The organism is Xanthomonas vasicola pv. musacearum NCPPB 4379 (genome assembly GCF_000277895.2).
GTDB lineage: Bacteria > Pseudomonadota > Gammaproteobacteria > Xanthomonadales > Xanthomonadaceae > Xanthomonas > Xanthomonas vasicola.
In genome coordinates this window covers 3,186,064-3,210,492 of record NZ_CP034655.1, presented here as the reverse complement: position 1 = coordinate 3,210,492, position 24,429 = coordinate 3,186,064, and the positions used below count along the sequence as shown (strand labels likewise).

The 24,429-nt window shown below is 64.3% G+C and carries 22 protein-coding genes; 3 read left to right on the top strand and 19 right to left on the bottom strand.

The window, feature by feature from the left end; translation table 11 throughout:
* Positions 1-8 precede the first annotated feature (8 nt).
* From KWO_RS14940 to gloA2, 15 genes are all read right to left on the bottom strand, one after another.
* Positions 9-791, bottom strand: coding sequence for a DUF1295 domain-containing protein (locus tag KWO_RS14940; RefSeq protein ID WP_010380448.1), 783 nt, complete (start codon positions 789-791; stop codon positions 9-11).
* The gene (locus KWO_RS14935) at positions 788-1,333 is read right to left on the bottom strand and encodes a DUF2878 domain-containing protein (RefSeq protein ID WP_010380446.1); all 546 of its coding nucleotides are present in this window, start codon (positions 1,331-1,333) and stop codon (positions 788-790) included. Before KWO_RS14935 ends, KWO_RS14940 begins: the two co-directional genes overlap by 4 nt.
* A complete protein-coding gene (locus KWO_RS14930) occupies positions 1,330-2,625 on the bottom strand; it encodes an SAM-dependent methyltransferase (RefSeq protein WP_010380444.1) in 1,296 nt (431 codons plus the stop codon). The genes KWO_RS14935 and KWO_RS14930 overlap by 4 nt, the downstream gene beginning before the upstream one ends.
* A complete protein-coding gene (locus KWO_RS14925; RefSeq protein ID WP_010380442.1) occupies positions 2,622-3,506 on the bottom strand; it encodes a DUF1365 domain-containing protein in 885 nt (294 codons plus the stop codon). Before KWO_RS14925 ends, KWO_RS14930 begins: the two co-directional genes overlap by 4 nt.
* The gene (locus KWO_RS14920; protein WP_010380439.1) at positions 3,506-4,756 is read right to left on the bottom strand and encodes an NAD(P)/FAD-dependent oxidoreductase; all 1,251 of its coding nucleotides are present in this window, start codon (positions 4,754-4,756) and stop codon (positions 3,506-3,508) included. The genes KWO_RS14925 and KWO_RS14920 overlap by 1 nt, the downstream gene beginning before the upstream one ends.
* Positions 4,753-5,751: an acyl-CoA desaturase gene (locus KWO_RS14915; RefSeq protein ID WP_017113007.1), complete on the bottom strand. Its 999-nt coding sequence runs from the start codon at positions 5,749-5,751 to the stop codon at positions 4,753-4,755. The genes KWO_RS14920 and KWO_RS14915 overlap by 4 nt, the downstream gene beginning before the upstream one ends.
* 225 nt (positions 5,752-5,976) lie before the next feature.
* Positions 5,977-6,810, bottom strand: coding sequence for an anti-sigma factor (locus KWO_RS14910; RefSeq protein ID WP_010380433.1), 834 nt, complete (start codon positions 6,808-6,810; stop codon positions 5,977-5,979).
* Complete coding sequence (locus KWO_RS14905; RefSeq protein ID WP_010380430.1) at positions 6,807-7,370, bottom strand: sigma-70 family RNA polymerase sigma factor; 564 nt, start codon at positions 7,368-7,370, stop codon at positions 6,807-6,809. The genes KWO_RS14910 and KWO_RS14905 overlap by 4 nt, the downstream gene beginning before the upstream one ends.
* A gap of 58 nt (positions 7,371-7,428) precedes the next feature.
* Positions 7,429-7,797, bottom strand: a complete 369-nt coding sequence (locus tag KWO_RS14900; RefSeq protein WP_010380428.1) for a DUF4345 family protein — start codon at positions 7,795-7,797, stop codon at positions 7,429-7,431.
* Positions 7,798-7,882: 85 nt separating this feature from the next.
* Positions 7,883-8,668 (bottom strand): hypothetical protein, encoded by a 786-nt coding sequence (locus KWO_RS14895; RefSeq protein WP_010380426.1) that lies wholly within the window; start codon positions 8,666-8,668, stop codon positions 7,883-7,885.
* Between the two features lie 667 nt (positions 8,669-9,335).
* The gene (rnfB, locus tag KWO_RS14885) at positions 9,336-9,764 is read right to left on the bottom strand and encodes an Rnf electron transport complex subunit RnfB (protein ID WP_017113004.1); all 429 of its coding nucleotides are present in this window, start codon (positions 9,762-9,764) and stop codon (positions 9,336-9,338) included.
* Between the two features lies 1 nt (position 9,765).
* Positions 9,766-10,356, bottom strand: coding sequence for an HAD family hydrolase (locus KWO_RS14880; RefSeq protein ID WP_010366101.1), 591 nt, complete (start codon positions 10,354-10,356; stop codon positions 9,766-9,768).
* 366 nt (positions 10,357-10,722) lie between these two features.
* Entirely contained in the window at positions 10,723-12,801 is a 2,079-nt protein-coding gene (gene metG / locus KWO_RS14875) for a methionine--tRNA ligase (protein WP_010380422.1), read from the bottom strand.
* A 270-nt stretch (positions 12,802-13,071) separates the two neighbouring features.
* Positions 13,072-13,521, bottom strand: coding sequence for a DUF2147 domain-containing protein (locus KWO_RS14870; RefSeq protein ID WP_010366107.1), 450 nt, complete (start codon positions 13,519-13,521; stop codon positions 13,072-13,074).
* A 248-nt stretch (positions 13,522-13,769) separates the two neighbouring features.
* A complete protein-coding gene (gene gloA2, locus KWO_RS14865) occupies positions 13,770-14,159 on the bottom strand; it encodes an SMU1112c/YaeR family gloxylase I-like metalloprotein (RefSeq protein ID WP_010380421.1) in 390 nt (129 codons plus the stop codon).
* A gap of 360 nt (positions 14,160-14,519) precedes the next feature.
* Between gloA2 and mmuP the strand changes: the two genes are divergently transcribed.
* Together mmuP and mmuM are read left to right on the top strand one after the other, a co-directional pair.
* Positions 14,520-15,917: an S-methylmethionine permease gene (gene mmuP, locus KWO_RS14860; protein ID WP_010380419.1), complete on the top strand. Its 1,398-nt coding sequence runs from the start codon at positions 14,520-14,522 to the stop codon at positions 15,915-15,917.
* Positions 15,914-16,879 carry a homocysteine S-methyltransferase gene (mmuM, locus tag KWO_RS14855; protein ID WP_010380417.1) on the top strand — a complete coding sequence of 322 codons (966 nt, stop codon included), beginning with the start codon at positions 15,914-15,916 and terminating at the stop codon, positions 16,877-16,879. Before mmuP ends, mmuM begins: the two co-directional genes overlap by 4 nt.
* A 187-nt stretch (positions 16,880-17,066) precedes the next feature.
* On the opposite strand, the gene KWO_RS14850 is transcribed toward mmuM, so the two are convergent.
* From KWO_RS14850 to KWO_RS14840, 3 genes are all read right to left on the bottom strand, one after another.
* Positions 17,067-19,004 (bottom strand): DUF885 domain-containing protein, encoded by a 1,938-nt coding sequence (locus tag KWO_RS14850; protein WP_010380415.1) that lies wholly within the window; start codon positions 19,002-19,004, stop codon positions 17,067-17,069.
* Positions 19,005-19,277: 273 nt separating this feature from the next.
* Positions 19,278-20,054, bottom strand: coding sequence for a queuosine precursor transporter (locus KWO_RS14845; RefSeq protein ID WP_010366119.1), 777 nt, complete (start codon positions 20,052-20,054; stop codon positions 19,278-19,280).
* A 4-nt stretch (positions 20,055-20,058) separates the two neighbouring features.
* The gene (locus KWO_RS14840; protein ID WP_010380413.1) at positions 20,059-20,733 is read right to left on the bottom strand and encodes a DUF502 domain-containing protein; all 675 of its coding nucleotides are present in this window, start codon (positions 20,731-20,733) and stop codon (positions 20,059-20,061) included.
* 235 nt (positions 20,734-20,968) lie between these two features.
* Here KWO_RS14840 and KWO_RS14835 point away from each other — a divergent pair, with 235 nt between their 5' ends.
* Positions 20,969-22,324: a hypothetical protein gene (locus tag KWO_RS14835; RefSeq protein WP_010366123.1), complete on the top strand. Its 1,356-nt coding sequence runs from the start codon at positions 20,969-20,971 to the stop codon at positions 22,322-22,324.
* A gap of 273 nt (positions 22,325-22,597) precedes the next feature.
* Here KWO_RS14835 and KWO_RS14830 read toward each other — a convergent pair whose 3' ends face one another.
* Complete coding sequence (locus KWO_RS14830) at positions 22,598-24,151, bottom strand: alginate export family protein (RefSeq protein WP_017113000.1); 1,554 nt, start codon at positions 24,149-24,151, stop codon at positions 22,598-22,600.
* Positions 24,152-24,429 lie beyond the last annotated feature (278 nt).

The following is a 24,429-nucleotide window of genomic DNA, read 5'->3' as shown; positions in this document are numbered from 1 at the left end:
CAGGCAACTCAGGACGAAGGGGGAAGCGGAAAGAACGCGCTGGTATTGCGCTGGTACTGGGCGTAATCCTCGCCACGCGAGCGCAGTGCCTGCTGCTCGGTGTAGGGGATGCCGGTGAAGCGATACAGAAACACGAACATCACCACCGGGCCGAGCGCGCACAACACCACCGGCCACGGGCCAGCACCCACGGCTAGCGCCAGATACGCAAACCAGTGCACGAACTCGAAAAAATAATTGGGGTGGCGTGAGTACCGCCATAGACCGGTGCGACAGGTCTTGCCGCGATTGGCAGGGTTGGCCTTGTGCGCCGACAACTGCCGGTCCGCCAACGCCTCGCCACCAACCGCGATCAGCCACACCGCAATGGCGAGGCTGGTCCACACGCTCCAGTCAGGGCGCGGGTTGCTGGCAGCAGCAAGGAACGGCACGGCGAACAGCATCACCACCACCGCCTGGGCCAGGAAAAACCCGAGGAACTTGCTCTGGCTGCCGTTCCAATGCTCGCGCAGCGCGCGATAGCGGCCATCTTCGTGCGGGTCGCCGAACACGCGCACGCCCAGATGCAGCGCCAGCCGCGCACCCCATACGCCGCCGAGAATCGCCACCAGTACGCGCGGTAGCACGGCGCCATCGGACACCCACGCGCAATACGGTGCAGCCACTGCCAGGCAGCTCGCCCACAACACATCGACCGGGCCAGCGTTGCCGCTGCGGCGTTGCCACAGCCAGCCGATCACCATGACCACGCTTGCGAACACGCCTACATGCAGCAGCGGCCAGGCATTCATTGCAGTTCTCCGGCGATGTGCTCAGGCGATGGTCGCGCCAGCCGGCGTGCATACAGAGACAACACGCCGCAAGCCACGCCCCAGCCAATGCCCGTGGCGAGCACGGCGTGCAGGTAAGGCGATTGAAATTCCACCGCGTGCCAGCTGCGTTGCGCCAGCCAATACGAAAACGGACCGAAGATGGCGCCGAGCAGCACTGCCAGCCACGGCCGCTGCATCACCGTGGCCAGCGAATGATTGAGGGTGAGTGCAAAGCCAAGCCACAACGCCAGGATCCACGGTGGCGCCAGCAGGCTGCCTGGCCACGGCGCGGCGTAGCGCACCCAGTTGGCGGCGGCAAGCGTGGTGTCCAGCAGCAATCCCAGCGACAACGCCGCGATCATCAACGGCACATCACCCGGCGCACGTCGCGATGGCCACAGCTGGTAAAGCGCGAACACAGCCAGCGCCAGCAGCGTTGGCCAGATGCGCGCATGCGCAGCCGCGCTGACTGCCACCAGCCACAGCACCTGCAGGCCAAGGTAGTTGCCGAGCTGCTTCATGCGTCGGCAGCAAGGCCGGGCACGAACTGCGGCGGGCGCGCACCGGGCTTGCTCAGCCACAAATGCACATCGCCGATCGAGCGTTCCAGGAAACCGGCTTCGCAATACGCCAGATAGAACTCCCACATGCGGATGAAGCGCTCGTCGTAGCCCAGCGCACGCACCTGCGGCAACTGCGCCATAAAGCGCTGCCGCCATGCGCGCAAGGTCAGCGCATAGCTCGGGCCGATGTCTTCCAGATTGAACAGGCGCAGATCACTGACGCGCGCAATCGCACCGGTCATTGCCGCCACCGAAGGAATAAAACTGCCCGGGAAGATATGCCGTTTGATGAAATCCACCGAGTGCAGCGCCTGTTTGTAGCGGTGGTCTTCGATGGTGATGGCCTGGATCAGCGCCTCGCCATCGTCGGCCAGCAGGCTGCCGACCTTGGCGAAATACGTGTCCAGATACTGGTGGCCGATCGCTTCGATCATCTCGATCGACACCACGCGGTCGAAGCGGCCTTCCAGGTCGCGGTAGTCGCGCAATAGCACCGTCACCCGATCGCTCAAACCGGCTGCGGCGATACGTTGCGTGGCCAGATCGAACTGCTCGCGCGAAATGGTGGTGGTGGTGACGCGGCAGCCATGTTCGCGTGCAGCATGCAGCGCAAAGCCGCCCCAGCCGGTGCCGATCTCCACCACATGATGCTGCGGGCCCAGGCGTAATTTCTGGCAGATGCGTTCGAGCTTGCGGGTGGCCGCACGCTCCAGCGCTGCTTCGCCTAGCGCTTCTTCGCCATCGACGAAGATAGCCGACGAATACATCAGGTTTTCATCCAGAAACAGCTTGAACAGCGGGTTGCCCAGATCGTAGTGCGCAGCGACGTTGCGCCGGCTGCCGCTGCGGGTATTGCGCGCAAACGTATGCAGGCTGCGCATGGCCCAGCCGCCCACACGCGCGGTACCGGTTTCCATCGCATCCAATCGCTCACGATTGCGCAGCAGCAGCCGCATCAACGCCACCAGGTCATCGCACTGCCACTGCCCATCCATATACGACTCGCCCGCACCGACGCTGCCGTTGAGCGCGGCCTGGCGATAAAAGCCGGGATCGATCACGCGCAATTGCGTTTGCAAGGCCTCCGCTCCAGTGGCCGTGCCCAGCGTGGTGACAGTGCCGCCTTCCTGCAGCTGCAGTTGCCCATCACGCAATTCGCCAAGCGTGGCCAGCAAGCGCTTGCGCAGCAGACGGTCTGACCAGGAAGCCGCGCGCGGCGCAGCGTGATCGGGCAGGGACGTGGCGTTCATCGGGGTTCTCGCACAGGCGGGTGAGGATGGTCGTGGACAGGATTGCCGCGCAGCCACAGGCGCAAGGCCTGCCAATGAATGGCGACCACCACCCAGACCGTCATCAACGGGTAAGCCAGCAAGGTGCGCGCCAGATTGCGCGCGGTGAGCGGTTGCCGTTGCAGCACCAAGGTGGCGTCGAAGCGGCGCGTGCCGCTGTTGTCGATGGCGCCGCCGGCATCGTCGCCGACGGCGTCCAGCACGTCCATGTGCACGCGCAACTGCGCGTCCGGCACGCTGAAGCGCCAGTCGTAGCGATGCTGCATGCCCATGAACGGCGAAACGTGGAAGCGCTTGTCGAAGCGCCACGCATGCACATCGCGATGCGTGCGCGCCTGCGCAACCGGCAGCACATAGGTATGACGCTGCTGCCAGGGCGTGTTGGTGATTTCGGCCACGATCCAGCGCAAGCCGTCGTGGCGATCGAAGCAATAGTAAAAGCTGACCGGATTGAACACGTGGCCGAAGTAGCGCAAGTGCGTGAGCAGCCGAATCGCGCCTTCGGGGCGCTCGCCGGTGTGCGCCTGCACGCAATCGCGCACCGCCTGGTCCAGCGGAATATTCGCATCGCCTAGATAATCGCTGCGCCGGAACTGCGCCAGGTTGGCGCGCCCCACCGACCATAACCAGCGCTGCGCAAACACCTGATCCAGTTCGGACAGATCCAGATACATCAGGAACAGGCGATAGCGGAATTGCAGTGCTTTGGGCATGAATCGGCGGTGCCGCACCCAACCGGTGTAGATCGCGCTGCGCAACGGCTCCACCACGCGACCGGCGCCGCTGCCCTCGGCAGAGGGCAACGGCGCCGCGTCGGTGTGGGCTTCGCGCAGCAGCTGCATTACCACTGCACTCCCAGGCCCTGCGCGACATCCACACCGCTGCGCAGGCCGTCTTCGTGGAAACCAAAGCCCCACGCTGCGCCGGCAAACCAGGTGTTCTGCACGCCCTGGATCTCGGCCTTGCGCGTCTGCGCTGCAAGTGCGGCTGCATTCTGTACCGGGTGGCGATAGCGCATGCGCCGCAGCACCTTGCTCGGGTCGATAGCGTGATCGCGATTGAGGCTGACGATGAACTGCTGCGGGGAGCTGATCGACTGCAGTGCGTTCATCCAATAGCTCACCGTGCAGGCGGCATTGGGGTCGGCCGGCACATGCGCATTCCATGCTGCCCAGGCGCGTCGGTCGCGTGGCAGCACGCTGGCATCGGTGTGCAGCACGGTATCGTTGTCCTGATACGTGATGCCGCCCAGAATCTGCTGCTCGGCTGGCGTGGCATCGCTGAGCAAGGCCAGCGCATCGTCGGCATGACAGGCCAGCACCACGTGGTTGAAGTGTTCCTCGCAACGCGATGCCTCCAGCACCACGCCATTGGGCGTGCGACGGATCGACCGCACCGGTGTGGACAGGCGTTCGATCACCTGCCAGCTCCGACTCAACGCACGCACATAGCTGTTGGATCCGCCACGCACCACCTGCCACTGCGGACGCCCGCTCACTTGCAGCATGTGGTGATTGGCCATGAAGCCGATCAGCTGGCCCATGGGGAATTCGAGAATGGTCTGCGAGGGTGAAGACCACAGCGCAGACGCCATCGGTACAAGGTGCTGGTCGCGAAATGCATCCGAATAGCCGTGCCGCTGCAGATACGCACCCAGCGTGCTGAAACGCTCGCCGCTGTGCAGCACCGCTGGTGCCTGGCGATAAAAGCGGCGCAGGTCGGCCAGCATGCCCCAGAACCGTGGGCTGAGCAGATTGCGGCGCTGGCAGAACAACCCGCCCAGGCTGCCGGCGTTGTATTCAAGCCCACTGCGCGCATCGTGTACCGAAAAACTCATCGTGGTCTCCTGCGCGGCAACATCCAGCTCGGCGAACATCCGCGTGAGCAGTGGGTAATGCTGCGGGTTGAACACGATGAAGCCACTATCCACTGCGTAACGCTGACCCTCCAACCGGATGTCGTGCGTGTGCGTATGGCCGCCCAGATAATCCGATGCCTCGAACAAGGTCACTTCGTAGCGCCGCGACAACAGCCACGCCGCGCCGAGGCCGGCGATGCCGCTGCCGACCACGGCAATCCTGCCCTCGCTCATCGCGTCACCCGTTCGGCGCGCTGGGTGAGCTTCTTCGGCATGGGTTTCAGGTCCCAGACCAGCCCCACCCACGACATCGCGGTGAGTCCGTACCAGGTCACGTCGTATTCCCACCACCGCAAGCCCTGGCGCGCGGAGCCGGGGAAAAAGTGGTGATTGTTGTGCCAGCCTTCGCCGAAGGTGAGCAAGGCGAGCAGCCAGTTGTTGCGGCTGTCGTCGCGCGTGTCGAAGCGCCGGCTACCGAAGCGGTGCGCCAGCGAGTTGATGGTGAAGGTGGCATGGAACAGCGCCACGGTGGAGATCACAAAGCCCCACACCAGCAATTGCGCACCGCTGGTCTTCAGCGCGGGCGCCGCAACCGCCAGCCAGTCGCCGAGCAGGTACAGGCCCAGCGCCAGCAGTAACGGCATCACGATGTCGAAGCGGTCCAGAAAGCGCAGTTCGGCAAAGCGGCGCAGATCGGGAATCACTTCCCAATCGGTGCGGAAATTACGCGGGGTCAGGAACCAGCCGGTATGGCTCCACCAAAAGCCGTGCTGCGCCGGCGAATGCGGGTCGCGGCCGGTATCGGTATGCCGATGGTGGTTGCGATGATGCGCTGCCCACCACAACGGCCCGCGCTGCACGCAGGTGGCTCCGATGGCGGCGAAGACGAACTGCAGCACCCGCGAGGTCTTGAACGCACGGTGCGAGAAGTAGCGGTGATAAAACCCGGTGAGCGCAAACATGCGCAACGCATACAACGCCACCGCCATACCCACCGCAAACCAGGACGCGCCTACCCAGAACACCGCCAGGCAGGCCAGGTGCAATGCGATGAAGGGCAGTGCGCGGAGCCAGTCGATGCGATCGGCGCGCGCTTCGTCCAGGGGCTCGTCTGTTTGCGAATCCACCCAGCGGCGCAGGCTGCCGATGCGCGCCGCCAACCCGCCACGCGGTGGCGTGGCTGCGGGCTGCGGCGCTGCGGCGCGAGGGTCGAGGCCAGTGCTCGGCACGCGTGATTCTCCATGGTTAGTCGTGGCCCAATACGGAAGCTGCCGGCAAACAGATGCACCAGGCCGCTTGATCGTCGCATGCATGAGCGGGGTTCGCTTGGCGTCGCGAATGAATCGCGCAACTGCGCACACATTGCCCGCGCCGGAGAACACTGGCGCGGATGAGGCTGTTTTCGATGGAGCCTCGCTTGCGATGTGCTCGCAAGCGAGGTCAGGCGCGCTGAATCAGGGCGCCATTGCCAGCGTACTGATGCCGCCCTTCGCAACCACAGTGCCGGTGGCAACACCACCCGGTGCGCCGCCCGGCGGTTCCAGCGTGACGGCCAGGAGCGCCTCGTTGCTGAGCATTGGCATCAACTGATCGGGGATCTGCGCACGCCGTGCACGCTGATCGTCGAACGTGCCCATCGAATGCGCCTTGCCATCGGGGGTGATCAGCCACAGCTCCGGTACCTTGCCGACGGTGGCAGTGCGGTCCAGCGGCGTCACCGTGATGGTGTGCTTGTCGGCATCCATCAAGGCCACGTAACCAGGGCGACCGTCTTCGGTAGCCAGGGTCGAGGTCATGGCGATCCCGGTTGCGACAGGCGGATTTGTGGCTGGCGGGGTGACTGGGGTCTGCACCACCTCGCCGGTCGGCGGCGGCTGCACCGGTGCCGGCGGCGTGCGCAGGTTGAGCAGGGCGAGCACGCAGACCGCTGCAGTGGCCAGACCACCGACGCTGGCCCAGCGCCAGAACCGCACGTTGTTCCACAACGGTGCTGCCGGCGCATTGGTGCTGACCGGCGCCGCAGACGGCACCGCACGCAAGGGCGTATCGAAGCCCAGCGTCTGGCGCACACGTGCCCACACCTGCTCCGGTGGCGTCTCCGCCGCGATTTCTTCCAGCAGTGGCGCCAGCAGTTCCTGCCACTGCAGGACGGCCTGGGCGAACTGTCCGTCGGTGGCAACGCGTTGTTCGGCCGCCAGGCGTTCTTCTGCGCTCAGCAGGCCAAGCACGTATTCGCCGGCAAGCACGTCGCGCGGCGGTTCCTGGTCGATGGGAAAGGGCGTGCTCATCGTTCCAGACATGCCTTGAGTTTGGCCAGACCACGACGGATCCAGCTTTTGACCGTGCCGATCGGCGTGTCGGTGCGCGCGGCGAGTTCTTCGTAGGTGATGCCTTCGAAGAACGCCGTGCGGATCAACTCGCTGCGCGGCGGTTCCAGTTCGGCCAGACAATGATCGATGCGCCGGCGCGTGCTGGCGCGCTCGGTGCGCTCCAGCGGCGAGGCATCGCTGGCACGCAGTTCACCGGCATCGTCGAGCGCCACGTTGCGGCGCTGCGGCGCGTTGGCACGCAGGTGATCAATTGCCTTGTTACGCGCAATCATCGCCAGCCAGGTGAGCCCGCGTGCGCGGCTCGGGTCGAATTGCCCGGCCTTGTGCCAGATCAGCGTAAACACATCCTGCAGCACCTCTTCGGCTTCGGCGCGTTGCGGGATCATGCGCAGGCACACCCCGAACAGCTTGGCGGAGGTCTGCCGGTACAGCACTTCGAAAGCATGCCGGTCGCCGCCCGCAGTTGCGGTCAGCAGGCGTCCGGTCTCATCGTCGTCGTGGCCAGGAATGGCACTCATGCGGTCGGGCGTTGGGTTAGGTAGCAGCGATGCTACCGGACTGGGCTGAGCGTGTCTTTCACTTACGTTGGAACCACAGCAGCACTGCAGCGAGCAGCAACACGATCTCCACGCCGGCAAGCGTAACCGTGGGTGCGGAGACCGGCCACAAGCGCGCGAGCGCGACGTTGCGGAACAGCACGATCGGGACATAGAACGCAAGGGCGACCACCAGCCCAGTGCGGGCTTGATCGGTCCATGCGAAATAGCCGAACAGGAACGCCATGCCCAGCTGCAGGCCACCGTAGATGACCAGGTATTCGGATTGCCCGGCCGGCGAGAGCTGGGTATAGCCCACCGCGGTTGCGGTCTTGGCCGGGGAGAGCGTGCACCACACCGCCAGGGCGACGTAGAGCACTGCATTGATCCAGAGATAGGCTTTTGCCACGATGGTGCTCCAGTGCGGGGAATGGGTGCCCGGGCCGTTGTACGCACCGGCGCGTGGTCGAACGTGAAGATGGCGCGGGCCTGGCTCACGGGGCGCTGCACGACTTGGCCAGCGGCTGCTCGCGCGCCTCGCGCAATTCCTCGGCACTGGCCGCGCGCGCAGCGGTGTCCGGAAAGACGATGCGCACGCGCGGATAGCGGCCGTTCGCATCGCGCAGATTACCGACCCCGCGGAATTCGAGCAGGCGTTTGTCGGCGATCGAATAACGCACCTCCAGCGAGGGCACCGCCGCGCCGTACCAGGCATCCAGACTGATGCGGAAGCGCCGCTGACCTGCAGCATCGCCCATGCGTTCGACCCGGAAGCCCAGCTGCCGCTGCAGGCTGGGCAGCACGAAATCCACCTTTTGCGGCGCGCTTGCGATGGCATCCCACTGGTTGCGCAGATAGGTGTCGAACCCCGCATCGATCACCCGTGCGCCGGCGCTCGGCGGCAGCGTGGTGCGGCGTTCGGGTTTGCCGGGTGCGAGCTGAAACATTTCGCGCACGCCTTCGCGTTGGCGCACACCTTCGCGATACCCATCGCGCCCATCGATCAGGCTGAAATCGGGCGAAGTGCCGCCGCCGTCGACCTGCTTGCGCGCGAACGCACGCCCGTCCGGGCAGCGGTACAGCACCAGCCGCCCACCGTCGTCGAGCAGCCAATGCGATTCGCGGTACCGCAACGCGCCGCTGTCGCCATCGAAGGCATCGCCATCCACCCGCGTCACTGCCGCTGCACTCAGTGGCAGGCTGCATAGCACCAGCAGCACCGGCGGAATTGGCCGGCAACGGACGCTGAGCGCAGTGAGGGCAGCGGCAAGTGGGCGCATCGACAGATCCTCGATGGGAGTGCTTACCAATACGGGCGCGGCCGCAGCACGGATGCGCCGGTTGCGTCAGGACGTTTCTGACAGCACGTGGGTTGGAGGGCCGGGGCGAATGGCCTGGAGTCGCTGGCAACGGGATGTGTGGTTCGACTCCGGCGTGACGCATGAAGCGCTCTGGATGCCCGCTGTCTGCGTGGCGCGCGCTGGTTCTGGCGGGCTTGTTGCGATGAGTGAGCACAGCGGCAACCCGCGTGATGAATACGCGCAGGCAAGCGCGCATGGTGCAGCGCCGGTGGGCGCATGCGGGCGCCGCAATCAAGTGGCATGCACAGGCAACGGTGGACCCGTGAGCTCGATGGATGTTCCCGGTCGCAGCTTGGCGCATCGCTCTGTCTATGCGCAGATCTTCGTGGCGCATGTAGATGGTGCGCAGCCATACACGGTTACAACCCGGGTTTCGATCAAATGTTGGTCCGCTTGCGGTGTCGTAGATGCCCTGTTTCTGGCATTCCCTAGCCGGATGCGGCAGATCAGCTGGTTGATCGGGGGCGTATCTCCAATTCGCGCTCGCTCAGATCTGGCTTGCGCAACGTGGGACCGTGACGCGATATGCGTGAACCGGTGGCCACGCACGCGTCCACAGATCGCGGCATCGCGCTGAGCATCGCACTCAGCCGGCTGGGTGCAACTCGATGCAATCCACCGGGCAGGCCGGCAGACACAGTTCGCAGCCGGTGCACAGCGGCGCGATCACCGTGTGCATGTGCTTGGCGCCGCCGACGATGGCATCCACCGGGCAGGCCTGGATGCACTTGGTGCAGCCGATGCAATCGGCTTCCACAATCCAGGCCACCTGCGGCAATTTGTGCGTGCCGCGACTGCGATCGTAGGGACATGCCGGCACGCCCAGCACCTGCGCCAATGCGCGTGCCCCCGCGTCGCCGCCGGGTGGGCAGTGGTCGATCGTGGCTAATCCATCTGCCATCGCCTGTGCATACGGGCGGCAGCCGTCGTACCCGCATTGCCCGCATTGGGTTTGCGGCAGCAGGCGGTCGAGGCGCTCGACCAGATCGGGGGCAGGGGCGGACATCGCGGCCATCTCAGGGCAGCAAATTACCGCGATACCAGCGCTGTTGCGCAAGCGCGAGCATCGGTTTGTCTTCGCGGCTGTCGCCGTACGCATGCACGCATGCATAAGCTGGCAGGTCGTAGCGCGCCTTGATCTGCGTCGTCTTGTGCGGGCCGCAATCGCCTTCGGCATAACGTCCGGTCAGTACGCCTGCAGCATGTTCCAGCCGGTTGCAGATCAGCGATAGCCCATGCGCTGCGCACCACGGGTGCAGATATAGATCCAGCGATGCCGAGACCAGCACTACTTCATGTCCCTGTGCCTGATGCCAGTCGATGCGTTGCATCATCTCGGGACGCAGCACGCCCGGCAGGGCAGTGCGCGCGTACTCGGCACCATGCGCGCTAATATCATCCAGCGAGCGGCCGCTGAACACCAATCGCGTCACCCGCGCGCGCAATGCTGCTGCGGCCACCACGCCCATCCGATACCCCAGCACCCACGGTCGCACCTGCCACTTCGCCGCCGCCAGCTGCGCCGGCGTCGCCACCTTGCGCAAGAAACGCTCATAGGTGTCGCAGGTGGTGATGGTGTGGTCGAAGTCGAACAGGGCTAGGTGCATGGGGCGGGGATTGGGGATGGGTTGAAGCGGTGTTGCTGATTTTCCTTCTCCCATTGGGACATTGTCCCCCTTTATGGGGGAGACGGTGCCCCGCAGGAGCGGATGAGGGTATAGGCGAAGCCACGTGCAGTTGCCAGTCCCGTGTGGCTTCGCCTCGTACCCTCTCCCGCGAGGAGAGGGGCTTAATAGCGCGGCTCCGCACCTGCCTAACTATTTCGTGTTTTCAGCAGGTTCTGTCAACCGCCCTCAAGCCTAATGCCATGTTTGGAGTGGTGAGTGCTGCGATTTCAAACTCGCAATTGGCAGATCTTGCAGACCGAGCAAAACCGGCTCTTACGAATCCCAATTCCCCAATCCCCAATCCCATCACCTAACCGGCATGCCTGGCTGCGCGCCGCTATCGGCATCCAGCAGCGCCAGGGCGCCGCCGTCGAAGCCGGCCGACAGAATCATGCCTTCGCTGATGCCGAAGCGCATCTTGCGCGGGGCCAGGTTGGCGATGAACACCACGCTGCGGCCGACCAGCGTTTCCGGCTCGCCGTAGCTGGCGCGGATGCCCGAGAAAATCTGCCGCTTGCCTAGCTCGCCGGCATCCAGTTCGAAGCGCAGCAGCTTGTCCGAGCCTTCCACGAATTCGCAGACCAGCACCTTGCCGATGCGCAGATCGAGTTTGGCGAAGTCGTCCATGCCGACGAAGCTGGGAGTGGAGATTGGGGACTCGGGATTGGCGGGTGCAGCAGGCTTTGCATCTGCCTTGGCCGCTGCTGGCTTGGTGCTGGTTGCAGCCGGTGCAGCGAGGGTGTCTTTGGAAGCGTCGGTCATGGCGTCGATCAATTTGGGGTCGATACGGGTGAACAAGGCGGTGTAGGGCTGGATCGTGTGCGAAGTCAGCGGGCGGATCACGTCCTCCCAACTGGTCATCGGTGCCGACAGGAACGCTTCGGCTTCGGCACAGGTACGCGGCAGGATCGGCTTGAGCGCGGCCACCAGGATCCGGAACAGGTTCAGGCCCTGCGTGCACACCGATTGCAGCTGCGCGTCGGCGCCGTCCTGCTTGGCGATCACCCACGGTTTGGTGTCGTCGATGTACTTGTTGGCCTCGTCGGCCAGCGCCATGGTCTGGCGGATCGCGCTGGCGGCATCGTTGCGCTCGTAGGCCTCGCGGATCGGCGCCAGTGCGGCGACGAAGCGGTCGTACTGCGCTGCATCGGGCAGTGCCTCGGCCAGCTTGCCGTCGAAGCGCTTGCCGATGAAACCGGCGCAGCGGCTGGCCAGGTTGACGAACTTGCCGACCAGGTCCGCATTCACCCGCGCGATGAAATCGCCCAGGTTGAGGTCAAGATCGTCCACCCCGCCGGAAGACTTGGCCGCAAAGTAATAGCGCAGCGCTTCGGGTTCCAGGCCGACATCCAGGAAGGTCCGCGCCATCACAAAGGTGCCGCGCGACTTGGACATCTTGGCGCCGTCCACGGTCAGGTAGCCATTGACGTGCAGGCGGGTTGGCGCGCGGTGGCCGGTACCATGCAGCACCGCCGGCCAGAACAGGCCGTGGAAATTCACGATGTCCTTGCCGATGAAGTGATGCAGCTCGGTCTGCGTGCCGGCACGCAGATGCGATGCGAAGTCTTCGCCCATCTGCGCGCACAGCGTCTTGAAGCTGCACAGGTAGCCGATCGGCGCATCCAGCCACACGTAGAAATACTTGCCCGGCTGGCCGGGAATCTGGAAACCGAAATACGGCGCATCGCGCGAAATGTCCCAGGCGCGCAGGCCGCCCTCGGTATCCAGCCATTCCTTGAGCTTGGCCTTGACGCCGGGCAGCGCCACATCGCCAGCCAGCCACTCGCGCAGGAAGCCGTCGAAATGGCCTACTTCGAAGAAGAAATGTTCCGAATCGCGCAGCTCCGGCGTCGCGCCGGAGATCACCGATTTCGGCTCTTTCAGCTCGGTCGGTGCATAGGTCGCGCCGCAGACTTCGCAGTTGTCGCCGTACTGGTCGGCGCTGCCGCAGTTGGGGCAGATGCCCTTGATGTAGCGGTCCGGCAGGAACATGCCCTTGGCCGGGTCGTAGAACTGCGCCACCGAGCGGCGGCTGATGTGACCGGCACCCTCCAGCTTGGTGTAGAAGGCCTCGGTGAGCTCGCGATTGACCGGCGAATTGGTCGAGTCGTAATGGTCGAAGGTCACCCCGAACGCAGCGAAATCGCGCTCGTGGCTGGCCTGGATGCTGGCGATAAAGGCTTCCGGGGTCACCCCGGCCTTCTCGGCAGCAAGCATGATCGGCGTGCCGTGGGTGTCGTCGGCGCAAACAAACCAGGTTTTGTCGCCGCGCAACCGGCGCGCGCGCACCCAGATATCGGCCTGGATATAGCCGACCAGATGACCAAGATGCAGCGGGCCATTGGCGTAGGGCAGGGCAGTGGTGACGAGTGCGGTGCGGGTCATGGCAGGCGTAGTGCGGGGGACGCGCGATTATCGCATTAGTGGGAATGGGGAATGGGGAGTTGGGAATCGGGAATCGGTTGCAGCGGTCGGTTGCCGTGCCGCTGATGCGTTCCGGCGTTTGGCACGTGTAGGCACGATCGCTTCCAGCGCTACTGCCGTCCCTCTCGCAGGGGTCTTGATCTGGCGAACATAAAAAAAAGGCGCCCCAAAGGGCGCCCGCTCTTACGATTCCCAATTTCCGATTCCCGATTCCTGATTCCCGTTTCCCGGTTACTCACGCACCCAGGTCTGGGTGCGGCCCAGCGCTTCGATGCCGACATAGCCGCGCATCTGCAGCTTCTTGCCGCCGTCGGTGAGGGTGATCTTGGACTTGTAGGTCTTGCCCTTGGCCGGGTCGAGCACCGAGCCGCCGCTCCATACCGCAGTGCCGTCGGGCTTGAGGCCCCACAGGATGGTCATGCCCTTGATCGGCTTGCCCTTGAGCGCGCCATCGCATTTGTCGCAGGTCGGGTTGGGCCCATGGTTGGACTGCAGGATCTCGATCACCTTGCCGGTCAGCGTGCCGTTGGCGGCCTGCTCGATCTGCACCACCGACTTGGGCTTGCCGGTTTCGTCGTCAATGGTCGTCCAGCGGCCTACCGGCGACTCGGCAGCCTGGGCCAGCAGCGAGGCGGCGGCCAGCGGCAGGGCCAGCACCAGGGTCTTGTAGGTCTTGCGCATGATTCCCCTCCCAGGGATTGCTAGGGCCACCGTCGGCGGCCTGATCGCGAATGTATACCGTGGAGTATGGTGCGGGAAAGACGCGCTGCAGGGTGCGTTCACGCGGCGCCCGGTGGCTGACGTCCGACAGTCCTGGCAGCTGGGGAGTGTCCGCCGTCAGCGCCAAGAGTTGACGCGGTGCCTGACGAAGTGCGATGCCCCCGGCACGTATGAGATTGCCGCAGCACCGCCGGGTTTTGCACGCCAGCTCAGCCGACCTCGTACAACTCCAGCGGCAAGTCATCCGGGTCGGCGAAGAAGCTGAAGCGGCGGCCGGTGTATTCGTCGATGCGGATGTCTTCGGTTGCTACGCCGTGTGCGTTGAGATGCGCGACGGCGGCATCCAGGTCTTCGACGCGAAAGGCGAGGTGGCGCAAGCCGCGCGCTTCCGGACGGCTGGGCCGCAGTGGCGTGTTGGGGAACGAGAACAGCTCGATCTGCCCACCGTCGGGCAGCGCCAGATCCAGCTTCCACGAGTCGCGCGCCTGTCGGTAATGCTCATCGAGCACACGCAAGCCCAGAATCTCGCAATAGAACTGTTTGGACACCGCGTAGTCGCCGGCGATGATTGCCACGTGGTGGATTCCAGCGAGCATCATGCGGCGCTCCGAAGTAGCGCCATCGGCAATGCGGAGGATATCGAGGTGTTAGACCACTGCCTGCATGCATAGCGCAGACGCGTGCCTGCGATGTAAAGCGCAGCACGGTCAGCAGTGCCTGCGCACGTTGCGCTATGTGGAGTGGGTGAGCGCCCAGGCCAGTTCAGGCTAGCGAGGCGGCAAAACGATGTGTGCAAGGCGGCACGGCGATGGTGTGGCATGGGGAGAGTCAGCAAAAACCAATCGGCAGCATAACCGTCAGCGACTGAGCAGCAGGCCCTGCGTCACAGCTCGCCTGCGTACGGCTGTGCCCGTCTGCGTGCGCGTGGCAGGATAGAGCGCCCCCGATCACGCGCGCCCATGCCCGAACCATCGTCCACCACTGCACCGCGGTTTCAGCGCAGCATGCAGGTGCGCCATCTGGTGATGCTCTCGCTGGGCGGCGTGATCGGTACCGGCTTGTTCTTCAATACCGGGTACATCATTGCCAGCACCGGCGCGCTGGGCACGGTGCTGGCGTATCTGCTCGGCGCGTTGGTGGTGTACCTGGTGATGCAATGCCTGGGGGAGTTGGCGGTAGCGATGCCGCAGACCGGCGCGTTTCATGTGTATGCCGCGCGTTATCTGGGTCCGGCCACCGGTTACGTGGTGGCGTGGTTGTATTGGCTGACCTGGACGGTGGCATTGGGCTCGAGCCTGACTGCAGCCGCGTTCTGCATGCAGTACTGGTTTCCGCACAGCCCGGCGTGGCCGTGGTGTCTGCTGTTCTGCGCGCTGATCTTTGGCTTGAACACTGTGTCGGCGCGCTGGTTTGCCGAAGGCGAGTTCTGGTTCTCGTTGATCAAGGTCGTCACCATTTTGGTGTTCATCGTGCTGGGTGGTGCGGCGGTGATCGGCGTGCTGCCACTGGCCGATGGGTCGCCCGCACCCGGGATGCGCCACCTGCGCGCCGAAGGCTGGTTCGCGCACGGCACGCTGCCGATCTTGATGACGATGGTGGCGGTGAATTTTGCATTTTCCGGGACGGAGTTGATTGGTGTGGCCGCCGGCGAAACCGCGCAGCCGACGCGCGCGATTCCACTGGCGATCCGCACCACGCTGGTCCGGTTGGTGGTGTTGTTCGTCGGCACGGTGCTGGTGCTGGCGGCGCTGCTGCCTGCCCAACAGGCGGCGGTGGAGACCAGCCCGTTCGTGCGCGCATTTGAGTTGTTGGGCATTCCGTACGCGGCAGACATCTTGAATGCGGTGATCCTCACCGCGATCCTGTCCGCGGCCAATTCCGGTCTGTATGCCGCCGCGCGCATGCTGTGGTCGTTGGCCAACGAAGGCACCTTGCCGTCGGGCTTGGCGCGGTTGACCGGCCGCGCCATTCCGTTGCGTGCGGTGTCGCTGAGCATGTTGGGTGGGTTACTGGCACTGCTCACGGGCGTGTATGCGGCAGACACCGTGTTCGTTGCGATCTCGGCGGTCTCGGGGTTTGCGGTGGTGGTGGTGTGGTTGAGCATTTGCGCCGCGCATTACCGCTTCCGTCGCCAACTGCTGCGCGATGGCGTTGCGCCGGAAACGTTGGCGTATCGCGCGCCGTTGTACCCATGGACGCCGATCCTCGGCTTTTCGCTGTGTCTGCTGGCCTGCATCGGGCTGGCATTCGATCCGCAGCAGCGCATCGCGTTGTGGTGCGGCATTCCGTTCGTGGCGCTGTGCTATGGCGCCTACGCACTCACCCAATGGCTTGCGACCCGGAGACTGCACGCATGACGATTCTTCCACGCCATCCGCGCGCCAACGCCCCTTTCAGCCAGGCCTTGCAGCACGACGGTTACGTGGTGCTGGATGGCGCGCTGGCCACCGAGCTGGAACAGCGCGGATGCGATCTCAACGATACGCTGTGGTCGGCGCGTGTGCTGATGGAGCAGCCGCAGTTGATCTATCAGGTGCATCGCGATTACTTCGCTGCCGGTGCGCAATGCGCGATCACCGCCAGTTATCAGGCCACGCCGCTGGGGTTTGCCGCGCGCGGGTTGGATGTTGCGCAATCACAGGCGTTGATCGCACGCAGCGTGGAACTGGCGGTGCAGGCACGTGCCGACCATCTGCACGCGCAGCCGCAGGCCGCGCCGTTGTGGGTGGTCGGCTCGGTTGGGCCGTATGGCGCGTATCTGGCCGATGGTTCGGAATATCGTGGCGACTACGTGCTGCCGGTGGAGCAGTTGATGGACTTCCATCGCCCGCGCATTGCTTCTCTGGCTGAGGCGGGCGTAGATCTGCTGGCCTGCGAAACATTGCCAGCGGCCGGCGAAATCGTGGCGTTGCGGCGGTTGCTGCAACACGAGTTTCCGCAGCTGCATGCGTGGTTTTCCTTCACCTTGCGCGACGCCGCGCACCTGAGTGATGGCACGCCGCTGGCGCAGGTGGTGCCGGCCCTGGATGCCTGTACACAGGTGATCGCGATAGGTATCAACTGCATTGCGCTGGATCAGGTGACGGACGCATTGCACAGCCTGTCGGCGCTGACCGCGTTACCGCTGGTGGTGTACCCGAACTCCGGCGAGCACTACGACGCCAGCGACAAACGCTGGCATGCCGGCCACGGAACTGCGCTCACCTTGGCCGACCAGCATGCGCAGTGGCTGGCGGCCGGCGCGCGCTTGGTCGGTGGCTGCTGCCGCACCACACCACGCGATATCGCCGCATTGGCGGCGGCACGTTTGGCGGACTGACCGGGCCTGTAAACGCGCTCACAATCCATCTTGCGATCAACCTGGGAAGCTGGGGCTTGCCCGCAGAAAGCAGCTTGCGAGGCGGTGCCGGCGTTGCACGAGACCACACAAGGCAAATCCGCCTCAAAGCCAACGCTAACCAGCGCCTGACGACGTCAGCGCCGTCTAACGACCGCGACCGCTTGCCTCAGCCCTTCTGTGTAGCGATCCAGCGTTGGATCTTGTTCTGCAAGATATCCAGCGGCACCGAACCGTCCTTGAGCACTTCGGTGTGGAAGGCCCGCACATCGAAGCGTGGGCCCAGCTCGCGCTGCGCCTGTTCGCGCAACTGCGCAATCTTCATCTCGCCCACCTTGTAGGCCAGCGCCTGACCGGGGATGGCCATGTAACGATCCACCTCGGCTTCGGCATCGGTACGGGTCATGGCCGAGTTGTCCACCATGTAGTCGATGGCCTGGTTCCGCGTCCAGCCTTTGCTGTGCAGGCCGGTGTCGGTGACCAGGCGGACCGAGCGCCATAACGCATTCTGCAGATAGCCGTAATAGTTGTATGGATCCTGATACAGGCCCAGCTCGCGGCCCAACGATTCGGCATACAGGCCCCAGCCTTCGATGTACGCCGTCTCGCCGCCCAGGCGGCGGAACTTGGGCAAATCGGTCAGCTGCTGCTGCAACCCGAGCTGGTAGTGATGGCCGGGCACGGCCTCGTGCAGATACAGGCTCTCGGCCTCCCAGGTTTTGCGCGAGGGCAGGTCGGAGGTATTGACGTAGAAGATGCCCGGGGTGCTGCCGTTGCCGCTGGGGCGCATGTACGAGCCGCTGGCAGCCGATTGCGCACGCTGCGGTTCCACCGCGCGCACTTCCAGCGCCGGCATGCCCTGAGTGTTGAACAGCCGCGGTACCGCCAGCTGCACGCGGCCCTGCAGGCTGCGGTACGTGCCCAGCAACTCGGTGTCGCTGCGGTAGCTGAAGCGCCGGTCGGTCTGCATGAACTTGTAAAACTTGGGCAGGGTGCCGCGGAATTTGACCTGTTTGGCCAATGTCTGGATTTCGCTCTGCAAGCGAGCGACCTCATCCAGGCCGATCTGATGTACCTGCTCCGGTGTTAGGTCGGAGGTGGTGCTCTGGCGTACGTCGTAGGCGTACCAGGCGGCACCATTCGGCAAGGCGGCAAGGCCATCGCTGTCGCGGCAGGCGGGCAGGTATTCGGTGGCGATGAAGCCGCGCAATGCGCGGTAGGCCGGCATGATGCGCACTTCAATCATGCGCTTGTACTCGGCAGTGATGCGCTGCTTGTCGGCTTCGGGCATGTCGGCGGGCAGGTTGCGCACCGGGCCCCAGAACAGGCTGTCTTCGGCATTGCGCGCAATGATCGCGTCCAGCTGCGGCAACACCTTTTGCATCAGCACCTTGGGCTGCACCACGCCGGCCTGCATGCCGGCACGCATGTTGGCGATGGCCTGCTCGAACAGGTCGGGGATGCCGAGCGCACGCCGCGACCAGTTGTCGTAATCCTTGACCGTCTTGAACGGCTGCGCGCCGGTACCCGAGCCCAACACCACTGCAATGCTGGCGATGTTGTAGAACTGGTTGATCGGCAGCATCCAGCTGGGGAACTGCTCGGCGGCCAGCGCGCTGCGCGCATCGCGCACGAAGATCTGGTAGCTGAGCAGATCCTGCCCGCTTAGCCCATCGGGCCCCAGTGCCTCGGCCTTGCCCAACCACAGCACGGTGAAGTCATGCGATTGCTGGCGGAACGCAGGCGACAGGAAGTTCGGCAACTGGTCGTTGTAGCGGCTCTCGCCCTGGAAGGTGGCCTGCAGCGGGTTGAGCTTGAGCGAGGCGTCCCAGTACTGGTCGTACAACAGGTTGAGCTGCTGCGCCTTGGTCAGCACCACCGGCGCGACAACCGCGCGTGGCCTGACCGTAGCGGCCCTGCTGCCCTTGCCCTTGGTGCTCTTGGCTGCCGGCTTGGCGGTCTTCTTGCCTTTGCTCGCCTTCGCGCGCGTTTGCGTTGTCTGTGCCTTGGCGGTCTTCTTCTTGGCCGCGTCGGCCGGCGCCGCCAGCGACAGGCTTACGAGGACGGCCATGGCCAGGGACAGCAGGCGGGAAAAGCGAAGGGGCATTACCGGCTCCGGAAACAAGCGAGCGGGGAGCTTGCCCGATCCGCACGGTTACGGCCACCCATTAGAGTCATACCGCCTATCGGCAATTCATGCGGCGCATGGGCGCGGTGCTGCGCCTGCGTGGTGTGGTGCGCTGCGGCATGTGGAGAAATGCCGCGCGTGGGCCAGAGCGCACGCTGCGCTCGCCTGCTACGCAATGATGAAGACCACTGCGGTCAGGTGGTGTCACCGCAACACATTGCGGGGCGATGACCTTGGCCGGAGCCGCGCGGCTTAGTCGGCAGCGGCTTCTTGGCGTAGCTGTTCAGCACGCTCGGCGCCCAGGTATGCGGTGATGCCGCGGCGCGCCAGATACAACAGCGGGATCAGCAATACCGCAAAGCCCATCTTGTAGATGTAGTTGAGCGTACTCACCGCCAGGAACTGGTCAATGGACCAATGCTGCGGGCCCAGCACGAAGGCGATGTAGATCACCACGAAGCTGTCCACCACCTGCGAGACCGCGGTGGAGCCGGTGGCGCGCAGCCACACGTGTTTTTCGCCAGTGACGCCGCGGATGCGGTGGAACACCGAGACATCGATCAATTGGCTAAACAGGAATGCCACCAGCGAGCCGCCGATGGTCCACAGGCCTTGCCCGAACACCGCCGCAAATGCGGCCTGGTAATCCGGCACACCCTGGTTCTGCGCCGCAGTGACCCACCAGCCAGCCGGCGCCAGTGCGATAGCCGCGAATGCGAACACGAAGCCGTAGCCGATCAGGACGACAGCCACCCACGAGATGAAGCGCACCCCACGGCTGCCGAAGAACTCGTTGATGGTGTCGGTCATGATGAACACCACCGGCCACAGCAAGGTGCCGGCGGTGAAGCTGAGCGAGCCGCTCTGGCCGAACAGATTCCAGTTCAACGGCGCAATGCCGAGCGTGTCTTCCAGCGCGAAGATCTTGACGCCGATGAATTCGGCCAGCGCCGCATTGACGCAGAAGAAGGCTGCCAGTGCAATGAACAGGCGTACCGCACGATCGTCTAGGGTACGCACCTGTGTCATGGTCTTAGCGATCCGCAGTTCGGGTGAAGGGAACCGATTCGGGCGCCACTGCGCCGCCGGAAATGATGAAGCTCATCGCCTGATCCACGCTCCAGTCGGTGGGCGTGAGCAGTTCCACCGGCACGATTTCCAGGTAGCCGGAGGTGGGGTTCGGCGTGGTAGGCACATACACCGCCGCCAGCTCGCGGCCGGTGCCCTGCTCCTTGATCACGCGGGTGACCAGACCTACCGACTTCATATCGCGATGCGGAAAGTCGATCAGCACCACGCGCTGGGTGCTGCCGGGCTGGGTCTGCAGAATATCGAGCAGCTTGCGCGCGCTGTCGTAGACCACGCTGGCCAGCGGAATGCGCCGCATGATCGCTTCGAACCAGTGCAGCAGGCGCTGGCCGATCACGCGCCGGCTCAGGATGCCGACAAACAGGATGACGGCCACCGTGGCGATCAGCGCGATGGTGTTCTGCACCCATAACGCCTTGAACCAGCCCAGATAATCGGGGAACGAGGCCGCGATGCGTTCGGACAACGGCACCACCCAGGGGCTGCTGATGCCGGAGAGCAGCGAGAAAACGAACTTCACCACCACCCAGGTCAACCAGACAGGCAGCAAGGTGAGCAATCCGGTCAGAAAGACCCGTTGCAGGGAAGGGCGTGCGTGCGGAGTGGGGGATTCGGACATCGGCATAGTGTATGCATTCGGCCGCGCTCGGTGGCAATGTCGCGCGGATTTGGCTGCGTGCATTCGGGATTGGCAAAAATGCTTCGCGTGCGTCTGGGCACCGCAACGCCTTGTGCTTGCCTACATGCGCGTCTGCAGATCGCACAATGTCCTGCGGCGACACGGTTGCGTCTGCCCGTCGCAGGCCTGCGCCGATGGCACTAAGATGCGCGGCACCTGGGAAGGATGTATGCACATGATTGCCAAGTTTTTCAAAGCGGCCTTGCTCGGCCTCTGCATCCTGTTCGCGGCCGCAGTGGCGGTGTACGCGGTCTCCAGGCATTGGCCGATTCCCGAAGCGCAGCGTCAGGCGCTGGCGCAGCTGCGTCAGCCGCTGCCACCGTTGCGCGGGTCCAATATGTTCGGCGCGCTGTGGTCGCTGTCGTACGCGATCCCGGAAGCGCAGCGCGAGACAGTGCTGGCCCAGGACGTGGAACGATTCAATCGGCTGCCAGATCGCGTGCCATTTCAAAGCACCGCAGCGGGCTATCCGCGTTTGCCACGTTGGCCCTCCACCGCGCCCGCGCTGTGCACGGCCAGCGCAGGCGGATGCGTGCAGCGCGTGCGCGAAGATCCGCAGGCCTATGCCGATGCGCTAGTGACACAGGCTCCGATGTTGGCAAGGATGCGGGCATTGGCGAACTACGCCGACTACCGCAGCCCATTCCGGTCACGGGGCGATACGCCGTTGCCCGAATTGCCGCGAATGCCGTTGTCGATGACGGCCAGCGCCCTGGATTTCGTCCAGGGGCGCACCACCCAGGCCTTGTCCGGCGTCTGCACCGATGCGCAGGTTGCCCGTGTGCTGATGCGGAGCAGCGACAATCTGGCGATCACGATGATCGGCGCGGCGATGCTGCGTGGCAATGCGCAACTGTTTGCCGACATGCTGGCCGAGCTACCCGCCCAGCAGTCGCTGCCTATGCATTGTGCCGCGGCGTTCGCACCGGCGACGACGCAAGAGATCTCGCTCTGCCATGCGCTGCATGGCGAATCGCGGATGGTGTTCTCGCTGCTGCAGGACGCGCCTGCTCCGCATGATCGTGGCTGGCTGGAGCGCGTAGGGCCACAGCTGCTGGACGGCGAGCGCACCCAGGCCCTGTTGGCGCCGACCTTTACCTGGGCCTGCAGCGCGCCGGTGCTGGCAGTGCTGGCGCAGGATCAGGCGTTACCGCAAGACAGCGTTCCGGTGCCCGAGACCACATCGGTGACCTGCGTGGCTAATGCCAGCGGTTGCCTGTTGGCAAGCGTGTCGCGTCCAGACTACGCCAATTACCAACACAAGCTGCAGGACACTGCCGCTGCATTGCGGACTGTTTCGACGATGCTGTGGTTGCGCGATCACCCGGCCGACGCAACGCCGTTGACGCAGCGACTTGCCGCACTACCGCTTGCGCTGCGCGGACAGACGCGCCCGCTGCAAGTCGATGGCGACGGCAAGCATCTGATCCTGGCTCAGTACGCCCGCCGCGAAGACGGGGCGGCTGAGTACCGCTGGCCATTGCCGGCCAGCCGGATCACAGAACAACGTCAGGCCAATGCCATTCAATAGAGCCGGCGATGCTCCATCGGCACGGTGCATCCATCGGATGTGTCGCGGGAAAAACGCATCGCTCCAATAAGTTTGCAGCTGATTGTCTTAGCCGATATTCGCCGAATCGGCGCGCTCGCCACTGCTGTTGAGTGCACGCCTGGCGCAACGCGCAATGGCCTAAGCCGCAATGCCCAAACGCAACATGCCGCGCCCCAGACAGGAAGCGGCATGCATGCATAACAGCGATGGCAGAACGACCCGATGCGCGCAGGCGCATCGAGTACCTGGCGCTTAGAAGCGGAAGTTCAACCAGCCCATCACGAAGGTCGAATCGCCGTAGCCGGCTTTCTCCAACGCCGGGCCTGCCATCAGGTGTTCGGCGCGGAAGGTCACCGACCAATTCGGGTCGATATTCCAGGTGGCATTGATGCGCGGCATGGTGCCGATACGGCGTTCGCCGGTGTTCTGGGTGCGTGCGTAGGCGCGTGCCTGATTGTTGTAGATCGCATCGCTGGTGGTCTGGCGCCACAGCGTTTCCCATTCCAGATTCACGGTGATCTTGGAGGTCGGCGAGAACGTGAACGTCGGTGCGGCGGTGACCAGGTTCACCGGGCCGAAGAACGTGGCCCAGCTGAAGTAGATCGTGTTGCCGTACAGGAAGTTGTTGTTGCGCAACGTGCCGGTACCGGAGGTGCCACCGCCGCCGGACGCGATTTCGCTATGGAAGCCCAGACGCGGCTTCCAGCCCGATTCGCTCAACGACCACGCGTTGGAGGTGCTGGCCATGTAGGCGCGCAGATCGCGTCCGCCGAAGCTGCCGCGCTGCACGGTCACAAATGAATCGGTACGCAGCTTACCCACGTTGCCCCACAGGCGCAGGCCGTAGTAATTGCGGTTTTCTTCGGCAGTCTGGCGGCCCCAGACCTGGTTGTCGTTACGGAACTGGTAGAAGAACGGCTCCAGATACATCGGCTTGGCGGTCGGCAAGCGATAGCCGCCGACCACGCCGCGGAAGTGCCGCGAGCGGTCGATGCGATCGTCGCCCAGGCCTTCGGTGCCATCCAGGTTGAAATTGAAATCGAACACGTCAACCCGTGTCTTGTCGCCGATTGCCCAGGCGCGCGCGCCGTTGAAGGTCACGAAAATATCGGTGTTGTCGCGCAACGCCATCAACGTGGCGGGGCCATCGACGAAGACTTGGCGACCAACACGCAAGCCGGTGTCAGCGCTGCCGATACGGCCTTTCACGTCGAAGAACACCTGCTGCAGGATCGCGTTGTTTTCCTGGGTGCCGGTCTTGGTACCCTCGTTGCGTCCATCCAGGCTGCCGTGCGCCAACTCCGTGTACAGACGGAAGTGTTCGCCGACATGGAAATCCGCGCCGAAGAACGCGCGCAGCAGATACTGCTGCTGCGAATGACTACCGGGAACCAGGCCCGGATTGGTGATGGTGTTGCTGCGCATGCGCAGCTCGTTGCTCAGCGACACATACACATCGCCGTCTTGATTGAGCGGGATGAACTTGAGCGGATCGAACGGGCTTTTGCGCTTGGACGGGTCCTTTAGATACGACCAGTCTTCGGCCCAGCGCACCTGCCACATATTGCCGCCCTGTTTGGCCCCCCAACCTTGTGCTTCGAGCGGATAGCCCTTGGCAGTTGCCGGTGCGGCGGTGACCGGCGCTTTCGCCGGCTCGGCCACGGCCTGCTCGGCATTGGCGGGAGTCGGTTGCACCTGCGCAAAGCTGAGTGCCGGCAACGCCAACCCAATCGCAAGGCACAGGCGCCGGGTGGCACCAAAGGAAATATCGGCCACGGCCGGCTGCGCCAAGCGTGTCATTTGCATTGCATTGCCCCATCGAAAAGTGAAAACCCCTGAGCGAAGCTTATCGGCACGGGAACACCGACTGTAGTAAAGCGGCGCCAGAAAGGCTGTAACCCAAAGGTTCTAAGCTAATGAAGGCACTGGGATTTGCGCAGGCGGGCGCTAGTGGGACGGGGATTGGGGATTGGGCATTGGGGATTGGGCATTGGGCATTGAGGATTCGCAACGGCGGCGTTGCGTTCTGCGGTGGAGCTCGCTGCGATGCTGACAATTGCTCAAACAAGCTGCCGACCACGCCT

Excerpts from the sequence above, each read along its gene's own strand:
- KWO_RS14940 (WP_010380448.1), bottom strand. The coding sequence starts at position 791 with ATGAATGCCTGGCCGCTGCTGCATGTAGGCGTGTTCGCAAGCGTGGTC.
- KWO_RS14935 (WP_010380446.1), bottom strand. The coding sequence starts at position 1,333 with ATGAAGCAGCTCGGCAACTACCTTGGCCTGCAGGTGCTGTGGCTGGTG.
- KWO_RS14930 (WP_010380444.1), bottom strand. The coding sequence starts at position 2,625 with ATGAACGCCACGTCCCTGCCCGATCACGCTGCGCCGCGCGCGGCTTCC.
- KWO_RS14925 (WP_010380442.1), bottom strand. The coding sequence starts at position 3,506 with ATGCAGCTGCTGCGCGAAGCCCACACCGACGCGGCGCCGTTGCCCTCT.
- KWO_RS14920 (WP_010380439.1), bottom strand. The coding sequence starts at position 4,756 with ATGAGCGAGGGCAGGATTGCCGTGGTCGGCAGCGGCATCGCCGGCCTC.
- KWO_RS14910 (WP_010380433.1), bottom strand. The coding sequence starts at position 6,810 with ATGAGCACGCCCTTTCCCATCGACCAGGAACCGCCGCGCGACGTGCTT.
- KWO_RS14905 (WP_010380430.1), bottom strand. The coding sequence starts at position 7,370 with ATGAGTGCCATTCCTGGCCACGACGACGATGAGACCGGACGCCTGCTG.
- KWO_RS14895 (WP_010380426.1), bottom strand. The coding sequence starts at position 8,668 with ATGCGCCCACTTGCCGCTGCCCTCACTGCGCTCAGCGTCCGTTGCCGG.
- rnfB (WP_017113004.1), bottom strand. The coding sequence starts at position 9,764 with ATGGCCGCGATGTCCGCCCCTGCCCCCGATCTGGTCGAGCGCCTCGAC.
- KWO_RS14880 (WP_010366101.1), bottom strand. The coding sequence starts at position 10,356 with ATGCACCTAGCCCTGTTCGACTTCGACCACACCATCACCACCTGCGAC.
- metG (WP_010380422.1), bottom strand. The coding sequence starts at position 12,801 with ATGACCCGCACCGCACTCGTCACCACTGCCCTGCCCTACGCCAATGGC.
- KWO_RS14870 (WP_010366107.1), bottom strand. The coding sequence starts at position 13,521 with ATGCGCAAGACCTACAAGACCCTGGTGCTGGCCCTGCCGCTGGCCGCC.
- gloA2 (WP_010380421.1), bottom strand. The coding sequence starts at position 14,159 with ATGATGCTCGCTGGAATCCACCACGTGGCAATCATCGCCGGCGACTAC.
- mmuP (WP_010380419.1), top strand. The coding sequence starts at position 14,520 with ATGCCCGAACCATCGTCCACCACTGCACCGCGGTTTCAGCGCAGCATG.
- mmuM (WP_010380417.1), top strand. The coding sequence starts at position 15,914 with ATGACGATTCTTCCACGCCATCCGCGCGCCAACGCCCCTTTCAGCCAG.
- KWO_RS14850 (WP_010380415.1), bottom strand. The coding sequence starts at position 19,004 with ATGCCCCTTCGCTTTTCCCGCCTGCTGTCCCTGGCCATGGCCGTCCTC.
- KWO_RS14845 (WP_010366119.1), bottom strand. The coding sequence starts at position 20,054 with ATGACACAGGTGCGTACCCTAGACGATCGTGCGGTACGCCTGTTCATT.
- KWO_RS14840 (WP_010380413.1), bottom strand. The coding sequence starts at position 20,733 with ATGTCCGAATCCCCCACTCCGCACGCACGCCCTTCCCTGCAACGGGTC.
- KWO_RS14835 (WP_010366123.1), top strand. The coding sequence starts at position 20,969 with ATGATTGCCAAGTTTTTCAAAGCGGCCTTGCTCGGCCTCTGCATCCTG.
- KWO_RS14830 (WP_017113000.1), bottom strand. The coding sequence starts at position 24,151 with ATGCAAATGACACGCTTGGCGCAGCCGGCCGTGGCCGATATTTCCTTT.